Raw genomic sequence first — 14,524 nt, forward strand, 5'->3', positions numbered from 1 at the left:
TTATTTATCCGGACTGTCGATGGTCAATTGCTGCGGCGCGGTGGTGCTGCTCGCCAGTGGCTGGCTGCGCCCGACCCATTCGCCGGCAGTCGGTTGGCCAGCGCGGGATACCCGTGCAACCAGTTGGACTTCAGGGAAGTTCGACAGTTTCAACTGCGGCATCATTGCATCCGCATCGCCCAGCTCGACGGTCACCGGCAGGTCGGCGACCGTCAGGCGCTTGGCCGCCAGCGGTGCCGGTGGGCCAGAGGTCGCCCGGGCGAAAATGAACACGCTGTCGCCAGGCTGGACCTTCGCCTTGACCTCGTCCGACAGGTCCACCGAGACCTTAAGCATTGCCGCAGCCTTGGCCACCGCTGCCGGTGCCTTGGCCACGGTGCCGCCGCTGGCCTGGAGTTTCTCGGTGGCGCGCTGGATTCCGCCTTCCAGGGCACTGCGCGAATTGTCTTCAGGCGGCAGTTGCGCCAGCAGGCGATTCCAGTAGTCGATGGCGTCCTGATAACGCTCGCTTTCAAAGGCGGCGATACCCAGCAGCCCGAGGCTGGTGACTTCTTTCGGGTCAGCCTTGAGGGCTTCATCGGTCAGTGCCTGGACCTTGTCCGACCATTTTTTATTGTCAGCAAAGTACTGGGCCTGGGCCCACTGCCCCAACAGCTCGGGCTCGCGACCGGCGACGGCCACGGTGCGCTCGAACAGCTTCGCCGCGTCCGCAGGACGATCCTGGGCCATGTAAGTACGGCCAAGGAAGTACAGGCCCTCGGCGGAATCCGGTTGCGCCGCCACGGCACGTTCCAGACGCCGGGTCATTTCTTCCATCGACTGCGGAGCCTGGGCAAATTCACGGGTCAGCCCGACCTTGTCACTGGCACCGAAATGCATGTACAAGCCCAGGCCCAGCACCGGCACCAGCAGCGCGGCGAGCAACGGCAGCGGCTTGCCCAGGCGCGAAACCCGGACGTTGTCGGCGCCTTCGGTGTCGGCCAGCAACTCGCGCGCAGCCTCGTCACGGCCGGCAGCCATCTGCGTGGCATCAAGCACGCCTTCGGCCTGTTGCGACTGCAACTCGGCGACACGCTCCTGGTAAAGCGCCACGTTCAGCGCGGTCCGATCCTCTTCACGCTGGGCACGACGGCCGCGCAACACCGGGATCAACAGAAAACTCAGGGCAACCAGTAGAAGCAGACCTGCAGCGAGCCAGAAATCAATCATTCTTGGTTTTTATCCAACAGTTGGTCGAGGCGTTCACGCTCCTCGGCAGAAAGCGTGTCCGCACCGGTGGCGCGCTCGGCGCGGCGACGACGGACGATCAGGGCAATCACCACCAGGCCACCGAGCAACAGCCCGGCGGGGGCGAACCAGAGCACTGCGGTCTTGCCGGTCAGGGCCGGCTTGTAGCGCACGAAATCACCGTAGCGGTCGACCATGAAGTCGATGATCTGCTGATTGTCCTTGCCCTCGCCGAGCATGCGGAAGATCTCTTTGCGCAGGTCAGCGGCAATCGGTGCGTTGGAATCGGCAATGTCCTGATTCTGGCACTTGGGGCAACGCAGCTCTTTGGTCAGCTCGCGAAAGCGCTCGCGATCGCCTTCTTTGGCGAACTCGTAGGTGTCGATGGCGGCGTGGGCGACGCTGGCGATGCTCAGGCCGAGGATGGCAGCAGCAATCCAGCGCTTCATGGCTTGGCCTCATCCACCAGCGCCTGGTACTTGGACGCCAGTTGCTCACGCCAGACCACCGGATCGATCACGCCGACGTACTTGTCACGGATGATGCCTTTGGCGTCGATGAAGAAGGTTTCCGGTGCGCCGTAGACTCCGAGGTTGAGGCCCAGGGTGCCTTCGTCATCGCGGATATCCAGCAGATAGGGATTGTGGAACTCGGCCAGCCACTTCAAGGCGTCGGCATTGACGTCCTTGTAGTTGACGCCGTAGATCACCACGCCCTGCTCGGCCAGTTTGTTCAGCACCGGGTGTTCGACCCGGCAGGAAATGCACCAGGTGCCCCAGACGTTGACCAACGCCGGCTTGCCCAGCAGATCGGCGCGGGTCAGGGTCTTGTCGCCCTGCACGTTCGGCAGGCTGAACTCGGGGAACGGCTTGCCGATCATCGCCGAGGGCAATTCGGCCGGGTTGAGGAACAACCCACGGTACAGAAACACCGCCACTAGCAGAAACAGCGCCAGCGGCAGAACCATTAACCAACGTCTCATGCAGTCGCTCCAGACATACCCAGTGCCTCACGCACGCGGCTTTTCACCTTGACCCGATAACGCCGATCCAGCGCCGCCAACAAACCACCGAAACCGGTCAGCAGGCCGCCGAGCCAAATCCAGCGCACGAACGGCTTGACGTGCACGCGCACCGCCCAGGCACCTTCGCCCAGCGGTTCGCCGAGGGCCACGTAGATGTCACGGGTGATCCCGGCGTCGATCCCGGCTTCGGTCATCACCGAGTTCTGCACGGTGTACAGGCGTTTTTCCGGGTGCAGCACGCTAACTTCCTTGCCGTCGCGGACCACGCGGACGGTGCCCTTGTCGGAGGTGAAGTTCGGCCCTTCGAAATGCTTGGCGCCTTCGAAAATGAAGTGGTAACCGGCCAGTTCCATCGACTCGCCCGGCTCCAGGCGCAGGTCACGCTCGGCGCTGTTCTGGCTCGACAGCACCACACCCAGTGCGCACACGGCGATGCCCAGGTGAGCGATCTGCATGCCCCAATAGCTGCGAGTCAGCGATGGCAGGCCCTTGATCAGGCCCTTGTGGCGGGTCTTGTCGAAGATGTCGCGGACCCCGGCCAGCAACACCCAGGCGGCGAGCAGGAAGGTCGCCAGCACCGCCCAGTTGAAGTCGCCATAAGCGATCCCGGCCACCACGGCCAGGGCCACGCTGCCGAGCAATACTGGAGTCAGCATGCCCACCAGCCATTTCACCGGGGTGTCTTTCCAGCGCACCACAACGCCCACGGCCATCACCACCATCAGCAAGGCCATCAGCGGAATGAACAAGGCGTTGAAATACGGCGGGCCAACCGACAGCTTGGCGCCGGTCAAGGCATCGAGCACCAGCGGGTACAGGGTGCCGAGCAGGATCATCGAGGCCGCCACCACCAGCACCAGGTTATTACCCAGCAACAGGGTTTCCCGCGACCACAGGTTGAACCCGACCTGGCTCTTGACCACGGGTGCGCGCAGGGCGAACAGGGTCAGCGAACCACCGACCACGAACAGCAGGAAGATCAGGATGAACACGCCCCGCTCGGGGTCCGAGGCGAAGGCGTGGACCGAAGTCAGCACGCCGGAACGAACCAGGAAGGTGCCCAGCAGGCTCAGCGAGAAGGCGGCGATCGCCAGCAGCACGGTCCAGCTTTTGAACACGCCGCGTTTTTCCGTCACCGCCAGCGAGTGGATCAGCGCAGTGCCCACCAGCCATGGCATGAACGAGGCGTTCTCCACCGGGTCCCAGAACCACCAGCCACCCCAGCCGAGTTCGTAGTAGGCCCACCAGGAGCCGAGGGTGATACCGATGCCGAGGAAGGCCCAGGCGACGATGGTCCATGGCCGCGACCAACGCGCCCAGGCCGCATCCAGGCGACCGCCCATCAAGGCGGCAATGGCGAAGGCGAAGGCCACCGAGAAGCCGACGTAGCCCATGTAGAGCATGGGTGGGTGAACGATCAAGCCGATGTCTTGCAGCAGCGGGTTAAGGTCGGCGCCATCGGTCGGCATCTGCGGCAGGATCCGCGCGAACGGGTTCGAGGTGACGATCAGGAACAGCAGGAAGCCGGTGCTGATCATGCCCATCACTGCCAGCACGCGGGCCAGCATGACCTGCGGCAACTGCCGGGAGAACACCGACACGGCAAAGGTCCAGCCACCGAGAATGAACGCCCAGAGCAGCAGCGAGCCCTCGTGGGCGCCCCACACCGCGCTGAACTTGTAGTACCAGGGCAAGGCGCTGTTGGAGTTATTGGCGACATAAGCGACCGAGAAATCGTCGACCATGAAGGCATAGGTCAGGCAGCCGAAGGCAAACGCGAGGAACGCGAACTGCCCCCAGGCAGCCGGCTGGGCCAGGCTCATCCACTGGCGGTCACCGCGCCAGGCGCCCAGCAGGGGCACGATGGCCTGGACGATGGCAAAGCACAGCGCGAGGATCATCGCCAGATGACCCAACTCGGGAACAAACAGACCGGCATTCATCAATCAACCCTCCTTCGCGGGTGTGGGGGCGGATTGACCGCTGTCCTTGAGGGCCTTGGTCACTTCCGGCGGCATGTACTTCTCGTCGTGCTTGGCCAGCACTTCGTCAGCCACCACCACGCCATCGGCATTCAACTTGCCCAGCGCAACGATGCCCTGTCCTTCGCGAAACAGGTCCGGGAGGATGCCGCGATAGGTGATGGTTACCGACTTGTTGAAGTCGGTGACGACGAATTTGACGTCCAGCGAGTCGGAAGAACGTTGCAACGACCCGGCCTCGACCATGCCGCCGGCACGAATGCGCGTGTCTTGCGGCGCTTCGCCATTGGCAATCTGGGTCGGTGTGTAGAACAGGTTGATGTTTTGCTGCAGGGCACTCAAGGCCAGGCCAACGGCAGCGCCGACGCCCACCAGAATGGCCAGGATGATAATCAGTCGTTTTTTACGCAGCGGATTCACTTGCTGTTCTCCCGGCGCAGACGGCGCGCCTCTTGTTGCAGATAACGCTTGCGGGCCAAGATCGGCGTGGCGACGTTAAGAACCAGTACCGCCAGGCAGATGCCATAGGCCGACCAGACATAGAGGCCGTGATGGCCCATGGCGAGGAAGTCGCCGAATGAAGCAAAACTCATCGAACGGCCTCCAGACTGCCTTGCACTTCGGCCTTGACCCAACTGGCCCGGGCCTCGCGTTTGAGCACTTCAAGGCGCATGCGCAGCAACAGCACCGCGCCAAAGAAACAGTAGAAACCCAGCACCGTCAGCAGCAGCGGCAGCCACATCTCGACCGGCATCGCCGGCTTCTCGGTGAGGGTAAAGGTGGCGCCCTGGTGCAGGGTGTTCCACCACTCCACCGAATACTTGATGATCGGGATGTTGATGACCCCGACAATCGCCAGCACCGCGCAGGCCTTGGCCGCGCTGTCACGATTGCTGATGGCATTGCCCAGCGCAATGAGACCGAAGTACAGGAACAGCAGAATCAGCATCGACGTTAGTCGCGCATCCCAGACCCACCACGAACCCCAGGTCGGCTTGCCCCAGATGGCGCCGGTGACCAGGGCCACGGCGGTCATCCAGGCACCGATCGGCGCAGCACACTGCAGGGCGACGTCGGCCAGCTTCATCTTCCACACCAGGCCAACGATGCCGCAGACCGCCAGCATCACATACACCGACTGCGCAAGCATCGCGGCGGGGACGTGGATGTAGATAATCCGGAAGCTGTTGCCCTGCTGGTAATCCGGCGGCGCGAACGCCAGGCCCCAGACCACTCCAATGCCGATCAGCAGCAGTGCCGCGACACTCAGCCATGGCAGCATTTTGCCGCTGATGCCGTAGAACCACTTGGGTGAGCCGAGCTTGTGAAACCAGGTCCAGTTCATTGCTGTTTCCATCACGGTTGCTTTTCGATGTCACGAAAAGTCAGGGTCTGCTTTCTTGGGAAAAGTGGTCAAAATTTGACCAGACCTCATTATTATTCGCCGACGCTGATCTTCAGGCCAGCAGCTATTGCAAAGGGTGTCAGGGTCACGGCCAACGCCGTCAGGCTACCCAACCACAACAGATACCCGGTTGCCGGCATGCCCTGAAGGGCGGCCTGCAAGGCACCACTGCCGAGGATCAGCACCGGGATATACAGCGGCAGAATCAACAGCGCCAGCAGCAAGCCACCGCGCTTCAAACCCACCGTCAGCGCCGCGCCCACCGCACCGAGCAAGCTCAGTACCGGTGTACCTAGCAGCAGCGACAAGAGCAAAACCGGCAGACAGGCGGTGGGCAAACCGAGCATCAACGCCAGCAGGGGCGCAAGCAATACCAATGCCAGGCCGGAAAACGCCCAGTGTGCCAGCACCTTGGCCAAAACCAGAAGGGCCAGGGGGTGCGACGAAAGGACCCACTGTTCCAGCGATCCGTCCTCGAAATCACTGCGAAAGAGCCCGTCCAGCGAGAGCAAAACCGATAAAAGGGCTGCTACCCAGACCAGGCCCGGAGACAAGGTTTGCAACAATTGAGTCTCAGGTCCCACGGCCAATGGAAACAATGCGACAACAATTGCGAAAAATACCAGGGGGTTGGCCAACTCGGCCGGTCGACGACACAGCAAGCGTGCTTCACGGGCCACCAACAACGCGAACACACTCATGCGGCCCACCGTCCCAAATCCAGTTCACGGTACCCGGATGGCATCCGGGTCAAGCTGTGGTGGGTGGTCAATACCACCATGCCACCCTGCTCGCAGTGTTTGGCCAGGTGTTCTTCCAACTGCGCGACGCCTTGCTTGTCCAGCGCGGTGAAGGGCTCATCGAGAATCCACAACGCCGGGCTGTCCAGGTACAAGCGGGCCAACGCCACACGCCGTTGCTGACCGGCGGAAAGCGTATGGCAGGGCACATCCTCGAAGCCACGCAGGCCGACTGCCGCCAGTGCCGCCCAGATAGCGTCGTGGCTGGCGGGCTGGTGCAGGGCGCACAGCCAGCTGAGGTTTTCTTCCGGAGTGAGCAGGTCCTTGATCCCGGCAGCGTGGCCAATCCACAACAGGTTGTGAGCCAGTTCCGGGCGTTGGCTATTGAGGGGCTGGCCATTGAGCAGCACCTCACCGCTGGTGGGCTGCATCAGGCCGGCCAACAGGCGCAACAGACTGGTCTTGCCGCTGCCATTCGGCCCGCTGATCTGCAGCATGTCACCGCTGCCCAAGCGCAAGGCGAGGTTTTCGAAGAGCATCCGCCAGTCTCGCTCACAGGCGAGCGCAACGGCTTCTAATAGAGGGATGGTCAAGAGATCGCGGGCCTTTACGGTTCAAGTCGGCAGTGGATCGGCCGTTAAAGTGATGCAGCATAGTGGCATTGACGGCCTGTTCCAGAGAGCTGGGTCAAGTTTCAAGCAGATTGTGTTGCGAAGTTTCGCCACGCGTCCTGGAGACGGGCGGCATTATACATGCGATGTCCTACTCTCCAGAGGGCAATTTCGACAGGGTGTGACCTGATGACCAGTGAGATCAACCTTCCTCCCCTGCCCGCTCCGGCAACGGCTACGCCGCGCCCGCAGGCCGGTGGCGAAGTGCTCAAGCTGCAGACCCCGATCGATGGCCTGATTGCCCCGGGGCAAAGCGCCAAGGCCGAAGTGCTATCACTGCGCCAGGAGCAACAGGTTTTCCAGCTGCTGCTGAAGATCACCCTGGCCGGAGGCCGCCAGACAACGGTGTCGGCCACCAGTAATCTGCCATTGGCGCTGGGGGCCAGTCTGGCCATTACCCAGCCCTCGGCCGGCAACCTGGCAATAACCCTGCAACAAGCCCTGGCCAGCAACACTGCGTCTCTCACCCGCCTCGACACCGCGCAATTGCCGGTTGGCACGCTGTTGCAGGGCAAGGTGCTGACCAACCAGGCCCTGCCGCAGGCGCCCGGACAACCGCCGGTGTATCGCTCGATGGTCAGCCTGCTCAACACCGCCCTCAGCGGCAGCACCCTGACCCTCGACAGCGCCCAGCCACTGCGCATCGGTACGCTGCTCAGCGCCCTGGTGCAGGACGCGGACACCCTCAACTTCGTGCCCCTGAGCAGCCGTTCGGAGCAATTGGCGATTTCCCAGCAGTTGCAGACCCAGCAAAGCCGCCAGGGCTCGCTGGAAGGACTGCTCAAGACCCTGCAGAACCTTCCCGCCCACAGTCAGACGGCATCGGTGCGGGCGGCTGTCGAGACCCTGCTCGCCGGCCTGCCCGAGGCGCGTCACCTGAGCAACCCCAAGGTGCTGGCCCAGACCCTGGCCAACAGCGGCGTGTTCCTCGAAAGTAAACTGCTGGCCGGGCTGACCGAAGCACCGGCAAACGACACCAAAGGCAACCTGCTGCGCCTGATCGCCCAACTGGCCCCCGGCCTGCCGGCCAACACCAGCTTCAACGCCGCGATCGCCGCCAATACCATGGCGCAGGCGCTGCCGAGCTTCGTGCGCAACGCCCTCGGCATGCTCGGCCAGGTCAGCGCCAAGCCGGCGCCCGGCAGCTTCCCCCTACCCTCGCGGCTGCTTCAGAGCCTGGAGCAGGAAGGCGACCTCGAACACCTGCTGCGCCTTGCCGCCGCTGCGGTCTCGCGCCTGCAAAGCCATCAACTGGCAAGTCTCGAACAAAGCGGCATGACCGAGGACGGCCGGCTGCAAACCACCTGGCAGCTGGAAATCCCCATGCGCCACGCCCACGACATCGTGCCGTTGCAGGTCAAATTACAACGCGAAGATCCACCGCCCCGTGAGCAGCAGGAGAAAGCCGCCGAGCAAACCGTCAAGCAACCGCTGTGGCGCCTCGACTTGGCCTTCGACCTCGAGCCGCTGGGCCCGCTGCAAGTGCAGGCGCAACTGCTGCACGGCAGCTTGTCCGGCCAGCTCTGGGCCGAACGCCCCTACACCGCGAGCCTGATTGAAAACAACCTCGACAGCCTGCGCGCCCAACTCCATGACTGCGGGCTCAATGTCAGCGGACTGGATTGCCACCTCGGCAAACCACCTCAAGGCCCGCAAACCCGCCTCGAACAACGCTGGGTCGACGACACCGCATGAACGATTCCAATACCCCACGCCAGGCCATCGCCCTCAAGTACGACGGCCAACACGCCCCGACCCTCACCGGCAAAGGCGACGCCGAACTGGCCGAAGCCATCCTCAAACTCGCCCGCGAGCACGAGGTGCCGATCTACGAAAATGCCGAGCTTGTACGTTTGTTGGCGCGCATGGAACTGGGCGACAGTATCCCCGAGGAGTTGTACCGCACGATTGCCGAGATCATTGCGTTTGCCTGGAAACTCAAGGGCAAGTTTCCGGCGGGGTACGAATTGCGGGACGACATCCTGGAGCGGGATGTGACGGGGCGTGGGGAGGATTACTGATTGAAAAAAACAACCTTATGGAAAAACACACGTCCAGGCAGCGGCATACTTCCTGAGCACTCATCATCCTATTTACAGTTAAATCTGCTCTTGCTGAACAAATCAAAGTACTCTGACTCCCCTTCCAGCACGGCTCTAGCAATGACCTCTCCTATCCCGGGCGCAAATTTAAACCCATGACCAGAACACGCTGAGATATAGAACACTCCAGGCAACTCCCTGGATTCTCCTACTATGAACGACTCATCAGCAGTCATCGTATAGATGCATTTTCTAGCTGCATAAGGACGCGAATTCAAACCGGGGATTATCTTTTCAACACAGGAAGAAATTTCCTCCACACAAAGATCATTCACGGGTTTGCGTTGGGTCTGCATATCCAGGGTTGTTTGCTGAAAATTATGGAATCCGATTTTTACTCCAGGCTCAGACATATCAATCTCAAGGGTACCGTAAAGTAATCGTCCATCAGAAAGTTCATATAGGAAAGCGGGCAGAGAAGTAGGACATATTCCTAGCCCATCACCCCTCGACCTAAACCAGTACACAGGCACACTTTTAGACTGGAGTAAACCTGCAAGATCACTTATCAACGACACCCCTAATCGGGAACCTGTGGCCAGGACGACTTTGTCGGCAACCACCACTTCACCAGAGTCCAATTCAACATCTAGGGAACCGTCACCCAATTTGATACTAACAACCTCAGCCCCAAAGAGAGTTTCAGCTCCATTCCCCTTGGCCAAATCAATCATGTGCAACTTTGATTTGTTGGCCGCTATCGTATAAGCACCGTGCTCATATACCGCCTCTATGTCTGAAGAGACATGGAACGCTGGAAAACACTGGGCAACCTGTGACGCCGACAAACTCGAGTGCCTTACCTTGCCAGTCTTAGCTGTAGCAGCGCTTTTCCGGACAACCCCTGAATCGGCAGACCCGATGAAAAGCCCACCTGTTGGGAAAATAATAGGCGCACTACAAGATCCATTTAACTCACCCCAAAGCGCGTCTGACAAATCCAATAATGGCAAGTATGCTCCCCCCTCCCAATACGCCTTTCTAAAAATTCTGGAACCGCCATATGACGACCCCAGCAAATTAATTGGGGCACCAGACTCAACACCAAGTATCTCCTTACAAGAAGTTGACAGCCTCCACAGCGACGCACTCCCCATAATCCCCAATCCAACGACAACCACACGATATCTCCGCTTCATCTCACTCCCCTCTCCTATTCAGCAGGCGCCTCGGGACAAAAGGTTCGACAGCAAGCAACATAACCGCAACAAGAATAACCAGAAACACCATACATTTACCAAATGATGCTTTTTGCTCATACACAAACACAGCAACCAGAAACTGCGTTATCGGCAAAAGAAATTGAATTAACCCCATTGACGCCCAACCCACTTCTTTAGCTGCAAAAGAGAACAGAGCAAGCGGAATCAAGGAGATCATACCGCAACTCAAAATCAACAAGCGCTCATAAACACCAAGATCATCCGGCAGCGCCATAGAACTGTCCGACAGCGCCAAGTATAAGATGCAAAACAGTGCCAGAAACAATGTTTCCAGTACGAGACCCAAAAACACTGTCAGCGTCGAAATTTTTTTCAAGCATGTATAGCCACCCCATGCCAAACCAATAGTCAAGCAAACCCGAAAATCCATATCGGCATTAAAGAATATAAGCCAACCCAAGCCAAACGTGACAGAAATAATAATCACCCACTTCAAAACACTCAGCGACTCTTTGAAAAACACAACCCCAACACCTAAAGCCACGATCGGCGCCAGCAAGTAACCTATACCGCTCTCAATTACTTTCCCACTCACCGACGCCCCTATAAAGACGCCCCAATTGATCGCCAATAGAATAGAGGCAAAGGCGTGAATCAACACCAACCTTAAATCAATCTCGAGACAGGACTCTCTGCAGCGCTTAACCAGAAAAAAAACCATAACCAAAATTGCAAGCGACAAAAAAACCCTATAAATAACTAATGACACACTACTTATTGCTGCCAATTGCCGCCAATAAATAGAACTGCCACCCAAATAAATGTTCGCCAATAGCGCACACAAGAATCCTGGAATTTTATTTCGCAGCCAATACTCGACCACGACTCTATCGCTTCAGCAGCGTTAATTCAACAATCTCATAAAACCAAGTAATTTCCCCTTTAGCAGAATAATTGAAATAAGCCTCCCCATCATCGCGCCACCTCAAAGCCTCTTCGACTAAACGAGCGCGCATTCGTGCCCAGCTTTTCGTATATAAAATCAATGGAAACTCATGACGCTCTAGAAGTGTGAATTGAACTTTATACTCATCACTGTAAAGCCCCTTGACGAAATCAATAACACTCTTGATCCCAACCATAGAGTTAAGCCCTATAACAACCTTTCCTCCATCGACCAAATGGCACGGTAGCTTCTCAAAAAATGTTTTCAATGTTCGATCACCGTAGAACATCGAATCAACAGAAAGGCCTTCTTGATCACCCTGTGCTTTCAGCTCCTCGATGAAAGACTGTGATGGCGTTCCCCATCCTGGAGGGTTAAACATGACTACGTCATATCTACTTTCCCTCGACCGCAGACCTTCAAATAAATCACCAACAACAAAGTCAATTACATTCACTCCAAAATTATTCATTTCATTTTTCTTTGCCACGGCAACTGCCACATCTGAAACATCCGTTGCCGTAACAGCGGACACCCCCATACTTCGCAACAGTAATGCATGAACACCACTCCCCGTCCCAACATCCAAAAACCGTTGAGAACTGCTCTCACGCTGAAAATGGCGCACTAACAACGATCCAAACGCAGCACCCGCCGGGCTGACCCTAAACACCTTGGCATTGTCGATCAACTTGAGACCATGACCCAAGCCGAAATACACGTTATAAAAATCACTATCCACCCCGTGCGCATTCCTGCACTCAGAGTTACCATCCACCTTTAATGTCCGATCCATAATGAAATTCCTCCACCCATTCAAACCCCTAACTCAATCGAGCGATCTTCCGCGGCACGTAGTGCCAACATGGTAAAGTCCCTCACTTTACTTTCCTCAAGCACCTGCATTGCGCGCTCCGTAGTACCTCCTGCCGTTTGCACCTCCGCACAAATTTGCAAGTGCGATTTATTTGATGCCCTCATGAGCATCGCCGCACCGTATAGCAATTGGGTTGATATTAAATAGGCATCTACGGACTCCATACCTCGGCTTTCAGCGTACGACTGCAGTGAATTTGCCAGATGCGCAATTATCGCTACTCCCCCACCAACTAGCGCTGTTCCGACGTCGATCTGCCGCTCAGTATCGACTCGAATGAATACACCGAGCGCATCGAAAATCATCTCTGCCGCTCCAATCAAATCGTCCTGTCCGCATCGCGCTCAACGGCCTTCAAACTCTCCACACCATACTTCTTACTTAAACCACTGAGTATTGCCGCACCCATCAAACCGCCTCCAAGCACATGAACCACTCTCATCCTTCACCTCTCTGACATTTGACTTCAACCTCATCCGCACTGGAACTTAAGCAACCGGACACAAACCTGTCAATTCAAGCTCAACCCACAAACCAACCAATAGACCTCATCAAATTTCGTACAACACTGTCCAACTGCCAGATAATTCTTACCTCTACTTGTAGGACTAAAATTGAAACAATCGCTCTAAGTAAAGGCACTCTCAAGTAGGAACAGGTACATCTCCGCGGCAACGACCAAGCAATATCTAGTAACAATTGACGGAGTTATTTATAGCCTCTTGAGCAAAGATATTTCATTGCACTGGAGTGGAACCTCGAGTACAGACTTTCGCCCGAACATGATCTGGTAGGGTCTTTACGCGGGAAGTGACAACTCGAAGAGGATTAACCAACGCTGTGCGTCAGGCGTGAACCTTAAAGAAGCGCAAGAGCGCCAGACTGCGACCGACAATCAAGCCGTTGATCAGGCCCGCCCCCAGCGACGCCTGGACTACCGCGACAAGCTCATTGGCCAGTTCCGGATGGATGGCGGCCTGGTAACCCAAGTAGTAACGCCAGGCAAAGAAGCACTAATAGACGATCAATACCTGGACTGTGCCGCCCATGAGTAAACTCTGCCCCACGACTTTCACATTCGTGTACGAGTAAAAACGCAGCCCCAGTAACCCGCCTGCCAATAGTCCGAACGTATAGGCTGAAAGCGGAAAGGCTAAACCTCGAGAGAGTTCCAGCGAAGCCAATGACAGGGCCACGAATATCATTGGCGTGACGTGTAACGACCTTTTCGACACATGACTTTCGAAACAGGCGCGCACTCCGTAATACGTCAGGACAAGAAAAACCCCATACACCCACAATGGTGTGCCTTGGAGAATGTCGAGCATAGGTCTCCTTGACGTAGCGCCTGCCTGGGCCGAGGCGCCAGGTTCGCTGCGATGCGGCGACCCGACAAGCCTCCTACAAGGTTTGTCTCCCGCCGGCGCAACGACGCATCGCAGCCCTGACGACTCCGATCAGCCCTTATGCATCTTGCTCATCAACTCCGCCTCAGCCTGGGTCAGGCCGCAGCTGTGGGTCAGTTCGTCGACGCTGGCGCCCATGCCTACCAGGCGGGCGGCCTGGGCGAAGGACAGGCTGGTGGGGTCGCGTTGTTCGAGGCGGTTCATTTTTTTCGGCAAGGGTTCGACCAATGCCTGCAACTCAAGCAGTTCTTCGCCCATGCGCACACTGCCGTCCTGATAGTGGTCGACGCGGCGGGCCAGTTCCTTGATCCGCTGATCACGCAAGGCATCGCCCTGGGCCTGCGCCGCACTCAGCTCGCGCTGTTTGCGGGTGTAGGCCAGGAACATCGCCAAGGTGCTGATCCAGAGCAGTGCCAGCACAATCACCGCGACTTCGAGGATCAATCAGATACTCTCCAGTTCCGACCATTCTTCTTCGCTCATCATCTTGTCCAGTTCGACAAGGATCAGCAGTTCGTTGTTCTTGTTGCACACGCCCTGGATGAACTTGGCCGACTCGTCGTTACCGACGTTCGGTGCAGTTTCGATTTCCGACTGGCGCAGGTAAACCACTTCGGCAACGCTGTCGACCATGATCCCGACCACTTGCTTGTCGGCCTCGATGATGACGATCCGGGTGTTGTCGCTGATCTCGGCGTTCATCAGGCCGAAGCGCTGGCGGGTGTCGATCACGGTGACCACGTTGCCGCGCAGGTTAATGATGCCCAGCACGTAGCTTGGCGCACCCGGTACCGGGGCGATCTCGGTGTAGCGCAGGACTTCCTGGACGCGCATCACGTTGATGCCGTAAGTCTCATTGTCCAGTTTGAAGGTTACCCATTGCAGGATCGGATCTTCGGAACCCTTTGCAGACGACGCCTTATCATTCATACCCTGACCCCTCGAAAAAACCGCCGTTGGCGGTGTGTGTTCTGCCTGGCC

General features: G+C 57.9%; 19 protein-coding genes. 2 read left to right on the forward strand and 17 right to left on the reverse strand.

Going from position 1 to position 14,524, the window contains the following annotated elements:
• The 9 genes from ccmI to ccmA all read right to left on the reverse strand — a co-directional run bounded on the left by ccmI (position 1) and on the right by ccmA (position 6,917).
• On the reverse strand, positions 1-1,209 hold the full coding sequence (gene ccmI / locus NR126_RS11170; RefSeq protein ID WP_027621052.1) for a c-type cytochrome biogenesis protein CcmI: 1,209 nt from the start codon (positions 1,207-1,209) through the stop codon (positions 1-3).
• Positions 1,206-1,676 (reverse strand): cytochrome c-type biogenesis protein, encoded by a 471-nt coding sequence (locus tag NR126_RS11175; RefSeq protein WP_105754369.1) that lies wholly within the window; start codon positions 1,674-1,676, stop codon positions 1,206-1,208. The genes ccmI and NR126_RS11175 overlap by 4 nt, the downstream gene beginning before the upstream one ends.
• On the reverse strand, positions 1,673-2,209 hold the full coding sequence (locus NR126_RS11180) for a DsbE family thiol:disulfide interchange protein (protein WP_027621050.1): 537 nt from the start codon (positions 2,207-2,209) through the stop codon (positions 1,673-1,675). The genes NR126_RS11175 and NR126_RS11180 overlap by 4 nt, the downstream gene beginning before the upstream one ends.
• Entirely contained in the window at positions 2,206-4,194 is a 1,989-nt protein-coding gene (locus NR126_RS11185) for a heme lyase CcmF/NrfE family subunit (protein WP_256830221.1), read from the reverse strand. The genes NR126_RS11180 and NR126_RS11185 overlap by 4 nt, the downstream gene beginning before the upstream one ends.
• Positions 4,195-4,197: 3 nt before the next feature.
• Positions 4,198-4,653 (reverse strand): cytochrome c maturation protein CcmE, encoded by a 456-nt coding sequence (gene ccmE, locus NR126_RS11190; RefSeq protein ID WP_027621048.1) that lies wholly within the window; start codon positions 4,651-4,653, stop codon positions 4,198-4,200.
• Positions 4,650-4,826: a heme exporter protein CcmD gene (gene ccmD, locus NR126_RS11195; protein WP_256830223.1), complete on the reverse strand. Its 177-nt coding sequence runs from the start codon at positions 4,824-4,826 to the stop codon at positions 4,650-4,652. The genes ccmE and ccmD overlap by 4 nt, the downstream gene beginning before the upstream one ends.
• Positions 4,823-5,578 (reverse strand): heme ABC transporter permease, encoded by a 756-nt coding sequence (locus NR126_RS11200; RefSeq protein WP_027621046.1) that lies wholly within the window; start codon positions 5,576-5,578, stop codon positions 4,823-4,825. The genes ccmD and NR126_RS11200 overlap by 4 nt, the downstream gene beginning before the upstream one ends.
• Positions 5,579-5,670: 92 nt before the next feature.
• Positions 5,671-6,339 (reverse strand): heme exporter protein CcmB, encoded by a 669-nt coding sequence (gene ccmB, locus NR126_RS11205; RefSeq protein ID WP_027621045.1) that lies wholly within the window; start codon positions 6,337-6,339, stop codon positions 5,671-5,673.
• Complete coding sequence (gene ccmA / locus NR126_RS11210; protein ID WP_256830224.1) at positions 6,336-6,917, reverse strand: cytochrome c biogenesis heme-transporting ATPase CcmA; 582 nt, start codon at positions 6,915-6,917, stop codon at positions 6,336-6,338. Before ccmA ends, ccmB begins: the two co-directional genes overlap by 4 nt.
• A gap of 261 nt (positions 6,918-7,178) precedes the next feature.
• On the opposite strand from ccmA, the gene NR126_RS11215 reads away from it, so the two are divergent.
• Positions 7,179-8,744, forward strand: coding sequence for a flagellar hook-length control protein FliK (locus NR126_RS11215; RefSeq protein ID WP_256830225.1), 1,566 nt, complete (start codon positions 7,179-7,181; stop codon positions 8,742-8,744).
• Positions 8,741-9,070: an EscU/YscU/HrcU family type III secretion system export apparatus switch protein gene (locus NR126_RS11220; protein WP_027621042.1), complete on the forward strand. Its 330-nt coding sequence runs from the start codon at positions 8,741-8,743 to the stop codon at positions 9,068-9,070. Before NR126_RS11215 ends, NR126_RS11220 begins: the two co-directional genes overlap by 4 nt.
• Positions 9,071-9,138: 68 nt before the next feature.
• Here the strand turns inward: NR126_RS11220 and solA are convergent, their stop codons facing one another.
• The 8 genes from solA to NR126_RS11260 form a co-directional block, all read right to left on the reverse strand.
• Entirely contained in the window at positions 9,139-10,290 is a 1,152-nt protein-coding gene (gene solA / locus NR126_RS11225) for an N-methyl-L-tryptophan oxidase (protein ID WP_256830226.1), read from the reverse strand.
• A gap of 1 nt (position 10,291) precedes the next feature.
• The gene (locus NR126_RS11230) at positions 10,292-11,197 is read right to left on the reverse strand and encodes an EamA family transporter (protein WP_256830227.1); all 906 of its coding nucleotides are present in this window, start codon (positions 11,195-11,197) and stop codon (positions 10,292-10,294) included.
• A 4-nt stretch (positions 11,198-11,201) separates the two neighbouring features.
• Positions 11,202-12,056 (reverse strand): methyltransferase, encoded by an 855-nt coding sequence (locus tag NR126_RS11235; RefSeq protein ID WP_256830228.1) that lies wholly within the window; start codon positions 12,054-12,056, stop codon positions 11,202-11,204.
• Between the two features lie 20 nt (positions 12,057-12,076).
• Complete coding sequence (locus tag NR126_RS11240) at positions 12,077-12,442, reverse strand: pyrroline-5-carboxylate reductase (RefSeq protein WP_256830229.1); 366 nt, start codon at positions 12,440-12,442, stop codon at positions 12,077-12,079.
• A 540-nt stretch (positions 12,443-12,982) separates the two neighbouring features.
• Positions 12,983-13,126, reverse strand: a complete 144-nt coding sequence (locus tag NR126_RS11245; protein ID WP_256830230.1) for a hypothetical protein — start codon at positions 13,124-13,126, stop codon at positions 12,983-12,985.
• 24 nt (positions 13,127-13,150) lie between these two features.
• Complete coding sequence (locus tag NR126_RS11250; RefSeq protein ID WP_256830231.1) at positions 13,151-13,465, reverse strand: hypothetical protein; 315 nt, start codon at positions 13,463-13,465, stop codon at positions 13,151-13,153.
• Between the two features lie 129 nt (positions 13,466-13,594).
• The gene (locus tag NR126_RS11255) at positions 13,595-13,987 is read right to left on the reverse strand and encodes a DUF2802 domain-containing protein (protein WP_256830232.1); all 393 of its coding nucleotides are present in this window, start codon (positions 13,985-13,987) and stop codon (positions 13,595-13,597) included.
• Positions 13,988-14,473 (reverse strand): chemotaxis protein CheW, encoded by a 486-nt coding sequence (locus NR126_RS11260; RefSeq protein WP_027621037.1) that lies wholly within the window; start codon positions 14,471-14,473, stop codon positions 13,988-13,990.
• Positions 14,474-14,524: the final 51 nt, after the last annotated feature.

This window comes from Pseudomonas sp. Pse1, assembly GCF_024519635.1.
Classification (GTDB): Bacteria; Pseudomonadota; Gammaproteobacteria; order Pseudomonadales; family Pseudomonadaceae; genus Aquipseudomonas.

Excerpts from the sequence above, each read along its gene's own strand:
- ccmI (WP_027621052.1), bottom strand. The coding sequence starts at position 1,209 with ATGATTGATTTCTGGCTCGCTGCAGGTCTGCTTCTACTGGTTGCCCTG.
- NR126_RS11175 (WP_105754369.1), bottom strand. The coding sequence starts at position 1,676 with ATGAAGCGCTGGATTGCTGCTGCCATCCTCGGCCTGAGCATCGCCAGC.
- NR126_RS11180 (WP_027621050.1), bottom strand. The coding sequence starts at position 2,209 with ATGAGACGTTGGTTAATGGTTCTGCCGCTGGCGCTGTTTCTGCTAGTG.
- NR126_RS11185 (WP_256830221.1), bottom strand. The coding sequence starts at position 4,194 with ATGAATGCCGGTCTGTTTGTTCCCGAGTTGGGTCATCTGGCGATGATC.
- ccmD (WP_256830223.1), bottom strand. The coding sequence starts at position 4,826 with ATGAGTTTTGCTTCATTCGGCGACTTCCTCGCCATGGGCCATCACGGC.
- NR126_RS11200 (WP_027621046.1), bottom strand. The coding sequence starts at position 5,578 with ATGAACTGGACCTGGTTTCACAAGCTCGGCTCACCCAAGTGGTTCTAC.
- ccmB (WP_027621045.1), bottom strand. The coding sequence starts at position 6,339 with ATGAGTGTGTTCGCGTTGTTGGTGGCCCGTGAAGCACGCTTGCTGTGT.
- ccmA (WP_256830224.1), bottom strand. The coding sequence starts at position 6,917 with ATGCTCTTCGAAAACCTCGCCTTGCGCTTGGGCAGCGGTGACATGCTG.
- NR126_RS11215 (WP_256830225.1), top strand. The coding sequence starts at position 7,179 with ATGACCAGTGAGATCAACCTTCCTCCCCTGCCCGCTCCGGCAACGGCT.
- NR126_RS11220 (WP_027621042.1), top strand. The coding sequence starts at position 8,741 with ATGAACGATTCCAATACCCCACGCCAGGCCATCGCCCTCAAGTACGAC.
- solA (WP_256830226.1), bottom strand. The coding sequence starts at position 10,290 with ATGAAGCGGAGATATCGTGTGGTTGTCGTTGGATTGGGGATTATGGGG.
- NR126_RS11235 (WP_256830228.1), bottom strand. The coding sequence starts at position 12,056 with ATGGATCGGACATTAAAGGTGGATGGTAACTCTGAGTGCAGGAATGCG.
- NR126_RS11240 (WP_256830229.1), bottom strand. The coding sequence starts at position 12,442 with ATGATTTTCGATGCGCTCGGTGTATTCATTCGAGTCGATACTGAGCGG.
- NR126_RS11250 (WP_256830231.1), bottom strand. The coding sequence starts at position 13,465 with ATGCTCGACATTCTCCAAGGCACACCATTGTGGGTGTATGGGGTTTTT.
- NR126_RS11260 (WP_027621037.1), bottom strand. The coding sequence starts at position 14,473 with ATGAATGATAAGGCGTCGTCTGCAAAGGGTTCCGAAGATCCGATCCTG.